Source organism: Rahnella sp. ChDrAdgB13 (assembly GCF_017655185.1).
Taxonomy (GTDB): Bacteria; Pseudomonadota; Gammaproteobacteria; order Enterobacterales; family Enterobacteriaceae; genus Rahnella; species Rahnella contaminans.
In genome coordinates, this window is sequence record NZ_JAEMGT010000177.1 from 1 (window position 1) to 7,997 (window position 7,997).

At 56.6% G+C, this 7,997-nt stretch carries 7 protein-coding genes; all 7 read right to left on the reverse strand.

Going from position 1 to position 7,997, the window contains the following annotated elements:
* Positions 1-383 precede the first annotated feature (383 nt).
* The 7 genes from J8X26_RS26040 to J8X26_RS26070 all read right to left on the reverse strand — a co-directional run bounded on the left by J8X26_RS26040 (position 384) and on the right by J8X26_RS26070 (position 7,526).
* Complete coding sequence (locus tag J8X26_RS26040; RefSeq protein WP_208952442.1) at positions 384-1,340, reverse strand: ABC transporter ATP-binding protein; 957 nt, start codon at positions 1,338-1,340, stop codon at positions 384-386.
* Entirely contained in the window at positions 1,340-2,338 is a 999-nt protein-coding gene (locus tag J8X26_RS26045) for an ABC transporter ATP-binding protein (protein WP_208952443.1), read from the reverse strand. Before J8X26_RS26045 ends, J8X26_RS26040 begins: the two co-directional genes overlap by 1 nt.
* Before the next feature lies 1 nt (position 2,339).
* The gene (gene ddpC / locus J8X26_RS26050) at positions 2,340-3,251 is read right to left on the reverse strand and encodes a D,D-dipeptide ABC transporter permease (protein ID WP_152326901.1); all 912 of its coding nucleotides are present in this window, start codon (positions 3,249-3,251) and stop codon (positions 2,340-2,342) included.
* A gap of 4 nt (positions 3,252-3,255) precedes the next feature.
* Complete coding sequence (locus J8X26_RS26055; protein ID WP_208952444.1) at positions 3,256-4,272, reverse strand: ABC transporter permease; 1,017 nt, start codon at positions 4,270-4,272, stop codon at positions 3,256-3,258.
* A 141-nt stretch (positions 4,273-4,413) separates the two neighbouring features.
* On the reverse strand, positions 4,414-5,997 hold the full coding sequence (locus tag J8X26_RS26060; RefSeq protein ID WP_208952445.1) for an ABC transporter substrate-binding protein: 1,584 nt from the start codon (positions 5,995-5,997) through the stop codon (positions 4,414-4,416).
* A gap of 44 nt (positions 5,998-6,041) precedes the next feature.
* Positions 6,042-6,623, reverse strand: coding sequence for a D-alanyl-D-alanine dipeptidase (ddpX, locus tag J8X26_RS26065; protein ID WP_165057954.1), 582 nt, complete (start codon positions 6,621-6,623; stop codon positions 6,042-6,044).
* 30 nt (positions 6,624-6,653) lie between these two features.
* A complete protein-coding gene (locus tag J8X26_RS26070) occupies positions 6,654-7,526 on the reverse strand; it encodes a MurR/RpiR family transcriptional regulator (RefSeq protein WP_208952446.1) in 873 nt (290 codons plus the stop codon).
* Between the last annotated feature and the right edge of the window lie 471 nt (positions 7,527-7,997).

The window sequence follows — 7,997 nt, forward strand, 5'->3', positions numbered from 1 at the left end:
CAGGTGCTTCGCACTGCCTTCTCTCGGTCTTCGAGCCTATGGTCTCGAAGCCGCTCCGTTCAGCTGAATTTTAATCACGCCAATCCACTTTTCTAAAAGATGAAAAAAAGTCTGCTTTTGACTTTAAGATCGTGCGGGCGATTCAGAAATCTTGCTGAACGGAGCGGCCTGGAGACCAAAGGCTCCAGGACCGGGAGAAGGAACCGCGCAGCGGCAAGATTTCCAGCCTGTCGCTGCGGTACCTGAAATATAGCCAGCGAGCAGAGCGCGCAGTAAAAGAGCCGGAGATTCTTAAGAGGCGCGGCGACAGGCGCCTCTTGAGGCCAGTTTGGGTGGCAACCCAAGGTCTTGACCTTGACCTGGAAATGATAAAAAAAGCGCCTTTATGCCCGCTCCGGCATAACCCGATGACACCGCGCCAGCACACCCCCTGCCCCGCAGACCAGATCCTGCGGCAGCTGGCAGCCGTCACCTGCCAGCGGACAGCGTTCGCGAAAATAGCATCCCATCGGCAGGTTCCGGTTGCTCGGTAATTCCCCTTTTTTATCGACGACGCCGTCATCTAATAGCCGTCCGGCACGGGGAACGGAATCAAGCAGCAGGCGGGTATACGGGTGCTGCGGCTCGGACAGCACTTTTTCCGCCGCGCCCAGCTCTACGATTTGCCCGAGATACATCACCGCCACGCGGTCGCTCATGTGACGAACCACCGACACGTTGTGAGAAATCAGCACATACGTCAGATTGCGCTGTCGTTGCAGTTCCACCAGCAAATTGAGGATTTGCGCCTGCACGGAAATATCCAGCGCCGAGGTGGGTTCGTCGAGCACGATGATATCCGGCTCTGAGGACAACGCGCGGGCGATGGAAATACGCTGGCGCTGACCGCCGGAAAATTCATGCGGCAGACGGTCGAGGTATTCTTTGCGGATGCCGACCTGCTCCGCCAGTGTGGCGGCGAGTTCACGGCGTTCGCGGCTGCTGTTGTGTTTCTGCACAAACACCGGTTCGGTGATAATCCGCCAGACTGGCAGACGCGGATCCAGCGACGATTGCGGATCCTGAAACACCATTTGCATGCCGGAACCGAACCAGGAATTATCATGACGCGCACGGTGAATTTCTCCGCTGCTCGGCTTTTGCAGCCCCATCAGCAACTGAGCCAGCGTGCTTTTACCGCAACCGGACTCACCGACTATCCCCAGCGTTTCGCCGCGGATGATATTCAGATCCAGTCCGTTGAGCGCATGGACGTAACCGGTCGGTTTACCGCGCCAGTTAAAACTGGCGGGGAAACGCACGCGGACATCCTGCAATTCGACTAACGCTTCTGTAATCATCAGGAAAGCTCCTCAGTGCGTTGGATGGGGATTTGCGGGTGCCAGCAGGCCACCGACTGACGCGGAAATTGCGGCAACGGCGCGAGCCCCGGCGTTTGGGTGCAGCGGTCATCGGCGTGATTACAGCGTCCGCGAAACGCACAGCCCTGCGGCAGTTTTGACAGGTTCGGCACCGTGCCGGGAATGGCTTTCAGCAGGCTGCGCGGTTCGCCATTTTCCGGCGCGGCCTGCAACAGGCCGATGGAATACGGGTGCGACGGTGAGTCGATTACATCTGTCGTGTTGCCGCTTTCAATCACATGCCCGGCGTACATCACGTAAACCCGGTCGCAAAGCTGCGACACCACCGCCATATCGTGAGTGATAAATAACACTGCTGTGCCGCTGGCGCGGGCTTTGCGCTGGAGTAAACGCAGAACCTGACGCTGCACGGTAACATCCAGCGCGGTTGTCGGTTCGTCGGCGATAATCAGTTCCGGTTCACAGGAAAACGCCATTGCGATCAGCACGCGCTGGCGCATACCGCCGGAAAGTTCGAACGGATAACGCGACATCACCTGCTCCGCGTCGGCAATTTGCATATCTTCCAGCAGGCCGGTGGCTTTTTTCCATGCCTGCGCTTTGCTGATCTTCTGGTGCAGACAGATAACCTCACACATCTGTCGCCCGATTTTGCGCGTCGGGTTCAGCGCATTCATCGGTTCCTGAAAAATCATCGCCACCCGCGCACCGCGCAGCGTACGCATCTGTTCTTCGCTGGCATGAACCACGTCGGTGCCGAGCATGCGTAATTCGCCGCCGGTGACGGTAAAACCATCAGGGGGTAACAGGCGCATCGCCATCATCGCCGTGACCGATTTACCGACCACGCCGACAATTTCTCCGGCACTGACCGACAGCGATACCTGATTCAGCGCTTTCACTTCGCCGCCGTAAACCGGGAAAACCAGTTGCAGATTGTCGATTTCCAGAACCGGCGCGTTGTTTTGTTCAGCCATTTCAGCGCCCTCTGCTTTTCGGATCGAGCAGGTCGCGCAGACCGTCACCGAACAGGTTAAAACCGGTGGCGGTGATCAGGATCGCCACGCCGGGGAAGGCGGAATACCACCACTGGTCGAGAATATAATTACGGCCATTCGATACCATCGCCCCCCATTCTGCCGTCGGTTGTTGCGCGCCAAGGCCGATAAAGCCGAGCGTCGCCGCCATCAGAATCGAGGTGCCGATATCCAGTGACGCCTGCACCACCAGCGGCGGCATCACGTTCCGCAATACGTGCCAGGTGATCAGATGCCAGCGCGACGCGCCAAACGTTCGCGTGGCCTGCATGTACGCCTGATGGCGCAGCATCAGCGTCTGTCCGCGCGCCAGCCGGACGTAAAACGGAATGCGCACCACGGCAATCGCCAGCATCGCGTTGAACAGACTTGGGCCGAGCGCCGCCGCCAGCGCCATCGTTAAGACCAGCGACGGCACCGACAGCATGATGTCCATGCAGCGCATGATCAGCGCATCGACGACTCCGCCAACCACGCCGGAAAAACAGCCCAGCAGTGAGCCAATAGTGCCCGCAATGATCACCACTGCCAGCCCGGCGGCGACCGACTGCTGGCTGCCGATCAGCACGCGGCTGAACAGGTCGCGCCCGACTTCATCGGTGCCAAACCAGTGCGCGGCAGACGGTGCCTGCAAGCGGTCGGTCAGGCTGATGGCGTTCGGATCATGCGGCACCAGCCATGGCGAAAAAATCATGATAAACAGGACAATGAGCATGATCGCCAGCCCGAGCATCGTCAGCGGGCTGCGGCTCAGCAGATGGAAAGTCCGCCGCCAGGTGGCGAAGCGCGGTTTGACGTCCGGCGGCACAATACCCGCACGGTGGTTATTCACGCCAGGTTCAATCACAGACATTCACTCACCCCTCCCGGCCAATGCGCGGGTCAATCCACACATACAGCAAATCCACGCACAAATTGACGATGACGTAAGCAAACGACACCACCACCGCAAAGCCCATCACCGCCGGGAAATCCAGCGCCTGAATCGAATTCACCACATAAGCGCCCATGCCCGGCCAGGCAAAAACCGTTTCAGTCAGCACTGCGCCGTAAAGCAGATCGCCCATCGCCAGCCCGAGTACGGTCACGGACGGGATCAGCGCATTTGGCAAGGCGTGGCTGAGGATCACGCGCCAGCGCGACAGCCCGTTAGCGCGCGCCGTGCGGATGTAATCCTCACTCAGTTGCTCCAGCATCGCCGAGCGGATTTGCCGCGCCACAATGCCCATGTGGACGAACGCCAGCGTCAGCGCAGGCATCGCCAGATGTTGCAAACTGTTCCAGAAGGCGTCCCAGTTGCCGGTCAGCAGCGAATCGAGGACATAAAAGCCGGTGATATTTACGGGCGGATCCATCCAGTCATCCAGTCTTCCACCGCCCGGCAGCAGATTCAGATGACCATAAAACAGGATGATGACACCCAGCCCCAGCCAGAACGCTGGCGTGGAAATCCCCAGTACGGAAAGCAGACGCACCAGGTGATCCGGGAATTTATTGCGATATACCGCTGACAACACGCCCAGCGGAATGCCGAGCACGATGGCCAGAAACAGCGCGCTGACGGCCAGCTCAAGCGTGGCAGGGAAGAAAGCCTTGAGATCGTCGAGCACCGGTCTGCCGGTGCGGATCGACGTCCCTAAATCACCGTGTAACAGGTCGCTCACGTAACGGAAAAACTGCACATACAAAGGCTGGTTCAGCCCGAGTTGCTCACGGATATGTTCGACCATTTCGTTACTGGCACGGTCGCCCGCCAGCAGACGCGCCGGATCGCCGGGGATCATGTGCGAGATGATAAAAGTGATGACGCAAACGCCCGCCATCACCAGTATCAAACCCCAGCATCGCTGACGGATCAGAGTCCAGAAAGTCATAATATCTCCGGTCAAATGCCCTAAATAATTCGAGCTGCAGGAAGGCGGCCAGCTCACAAGTCCCCGGGAGCAGGGATGAACCCTGTGACCGGGGCGACTGAGCGCAGCCAACGCACCTGCGGTTCGAAGTATGACGGGGATTTATTGTTTGCTCATTTGCGCAACGTTAAAGACCTGCTCCAGCATCGGGTTGAAAACAAAGCCTTTGACGTCTTTGTTCATCGCGACCTGATAATTTTTCTGGAACAGATAGACATACGCCGCTTCGTCGATGACGATTTTCTGCGCCTGCTGGTAATAGTCCGTGCGCTGTTTCTGGTCAGTGACTGACACGGCTTTTTTCAGCAGCGCATCGACGTCAGGATTGGAATAGAACGAACGGTTGCCCGGCAGCCCTTTTTTGTCGGACTCGAACCAGTAGTTCATGAACATGTACGGGTCGGCGAAATCCGGGCTCCAGTTACCTATCGAAATGTCGTAATCGCCCTGCCCGATACGGTCGCGCATGGTGGCGTTCGCCAGTTTTTCCAGCTTCACGTTGATCCCGGCCTGACCGAGGCTGGCCTGTACGGCAAGCGCGATGGATTCCCAGTTGGGGTCGTTGTCGGAGTACAGGAAGTCGAGCGTTTGCGGCTTGTCTTTGACTTTCTCCAGGTCAGCTTTGGCCTGCGTCAGGTCTAACTGGTATTGCTTCGCCGTCGGGTCAAAACCCCACATGCCATCCGGGATTGGCCCGCGCATTTGTTTGGCATTACCGCCGAGAATACCCTTCACCATGCCCTGATAATCCACCGCAGACGAAATCGCGCGGCGCAAATCCACCTGGTTAAGCGGCGTTTTGGCGTTATTGAGATACAGATACGTCACGCGCAGCGACGGGAATTCTTCCACCGCGACTTTGTCTTCTTTTTTCAGCGCCGCCAGCTGGTCCATCGGCAGGGAATCAGCAATGTCCAGATCGCCGCGCGACAGTTGCAGACGGCGTGTGGCGCTCTCACCAATAATCTTAACCGTGACGCGTTTAAAAGCCGGTTTTTCGCCGCTGTAATGCGGGTTTGGCACCAGCACCAGTTGCTGACCTTTCTGCCAGCGATCCAGTTTATACGGGCCGGAACCGGCAGTATGACCGGCCAGCCAGGCTTTGCCTTCATCAGCCGGATTGGCTTTAGCAATCGCCGGATTCACAATGCCCGCGCCGTCATTGGCCAGCGTATACAGGAACGGCGCGAACGGCGTTTTCAGCGTGAACGTGACGGTCAGGGGATCCACCACCGTCACCGCCATGTCTTTTGGAAAGGCTTCCGACGGCCCCTGCGCAATTTTCATCAGGCGCTCAAACGACCATTTCACCGCATCGGCATTGACGTCGGAACCATCATCAAATTTCGCGCCCGGTTTGAGTTTAAATGTCCAGACCAGCTGATCCGGCGACGCCGTCCAGCTTGCCGCCAGGTCGCCTTCTACCTGCGTTGAGCCTTTGCCGTTTTCGGTTTTATACTGCACCAGACGCTGATACGCCGGATACGTAACCGTCCAGTCGTTATTGTCGATGGTCACCGCCGGATCCAGCGTTTGCGGATCTGCCGCTTTACCAATCACCAGCATGTCTTTCGGAACGGCGGCCTGCGTGGCAAAACTCAAACCTGACAGGGCGAGAAAAATGGCACCGGCGACCTGCGTTTTCGTATTTTTGCGGAACGTGTTAATTGCTGTGTTGCTCATCATAGAACTCCTGGCTCTGTCAAAAAGTGAGAAGAGACGTGCAATGATTACGCGGCATTCACCGGCGGATAACAGCCGAACCGCTCCTCCAACAACGGATACGTTTTGGCATCCGGTAATTCAAAGTGCCACCACTCGCTGGTGATACCCTTAAAGCCGCCCGCCGCCATCACGGCATTGAGCAACAAACGGTTACGCTGAATTTCTGGCGGTAAGTCGGGATAAAACGGATGCGAAACTTCAGTCATTTCATCAAAGCCCGCGCCCATATCCACCACGTCTCCCCGCTCATCCAGCAAGGTCAGATCCACCGCCACGCCGCGGCTGTGGTGCGAACCAAGTTTGATATCCACGACGTAATCCGGATTCGGAAATGCCGCCCATAAACAGGCCTGCGCGGCCTGCGGCCGGTAGGCGTCGTAGATTTTCAACCGGAATCCCGCCAGCTTCGCGACCTCATTGCAGCGCACCAGCGCAGCCGCCGCATCGGGATGTAACAAACAGCGCGCTTCGCGATAAATCGGCTGACCGGTCAGGTTATCGGCGGTGGCATATTTCAGGTCGATCACCGCGTCAGGCAGGCTTTCCGCCAGGTCAATCAGGGCAACGTCGGGTATTTTTGTGTTCATCAATAAACTCTGTCCGCTGGTGGTAGAAAATTACGATTCAAATTGTCCGAGCTGTTTCTGCAAAATCCGGTTGTTGGCCAGCCGCTGCTCGACATCGTTCCCGCGCAGTTCCAGCACTGAAGAACACAGCAGGTTGAAGAGGCAGCTGAGCGGCGCCATCGAATCCCAGAACTGGCCGGTATCCGTTTTCACCTGTAATAAATCAACCGGATAATCGCGCGCCCACGGACAGTAAATGTCGGTGATCAGCGCCACGTTCAGCCCGCGTTCGCAGGCCGCTTCACAATAGGCTTGCGCCATTTTCGAGTAAGCGCGGGTATCGGTCACCACCAGATAAGGCTGCGCGAATTCCGAATTGAGCGATTCCACGTAAGTGCCGGAAAGCCCGTCGGCGAAATAGACTTTCGGGCGAAGATATTCGAGATAGCTCGCAAAATTATTGGCGATACCGCGCACCGACTGAATGCCGAGAATAAACACCGCGTCAGCCTCTGCCAGACGGCGGCTGGCCTGGGCAAAACTGTCGGTCTGCGCCAGCTGATACACGTGATTAATGGCTTCGAGCTCGAGCGCCAGTGACTGTTGCAGCTTTTCCTGCTGCGGCTGTTTGCTGCGTTCGCGGTAAGCGCCAAGGCGATCGGTCACCACCCAGGGCTGATAAGACGAGCCGCTTTGCAGGCGCAGCGTTTGTTTGAAATCATCCAGGTTGCGATAGCCCAGACTGCGCAGATAACGCCCGACAGAAATGCCGCTGGTCGCCGCGCTGCGCGCAATGCTGTCGGCAGTTTCGAAAGGAATTTGCGCCAGATTCGCCAGCAGATACCCGGCAATGCGCTTCCCTGTCGGCGTTTGCGCGGAGAATGACGCTTCGATTTGTTCAATCACATCCTGCGCTGGCTGCATCGGTTAATCCCCTGTTGCTGTTTTTGTTGCTTCATTGTCAAAAAACTAGCCGCTGTTAGTAAAATAACAATGCACGGGGTGTGCCAACTCCCACAAATGTGTGAAATTTGTGGAGCAGATCGGAAAATATGACGTTTTAATGAACAGAAAGTGGCAAAGAACGTGCTAAGCAATTTGTAAAACGCTGCTTGCACGCAACCACCGCACAACAATCAGGCAACTTGTGGTTGTTTTTAGTGCAAACGCTTTCCGGTAAGATGAGAAAAGAAGTAAAAAAGGGAGAGGATTTAATCGCTTTGTCTTAAGAGTCAACAAGTTGGATATTAAGAAAGCACTCAGACAAGTTTTTGCGTTAACCCTTTGACATGCCCACAGCCAGTCGCTATTATTCGCCCCGTTCCAACGATTCCTCTGTAGTTCAGTCGGTAGAACGGCGGACTGTTAATCCGTATGTCACTGGTTCGAGTCCAG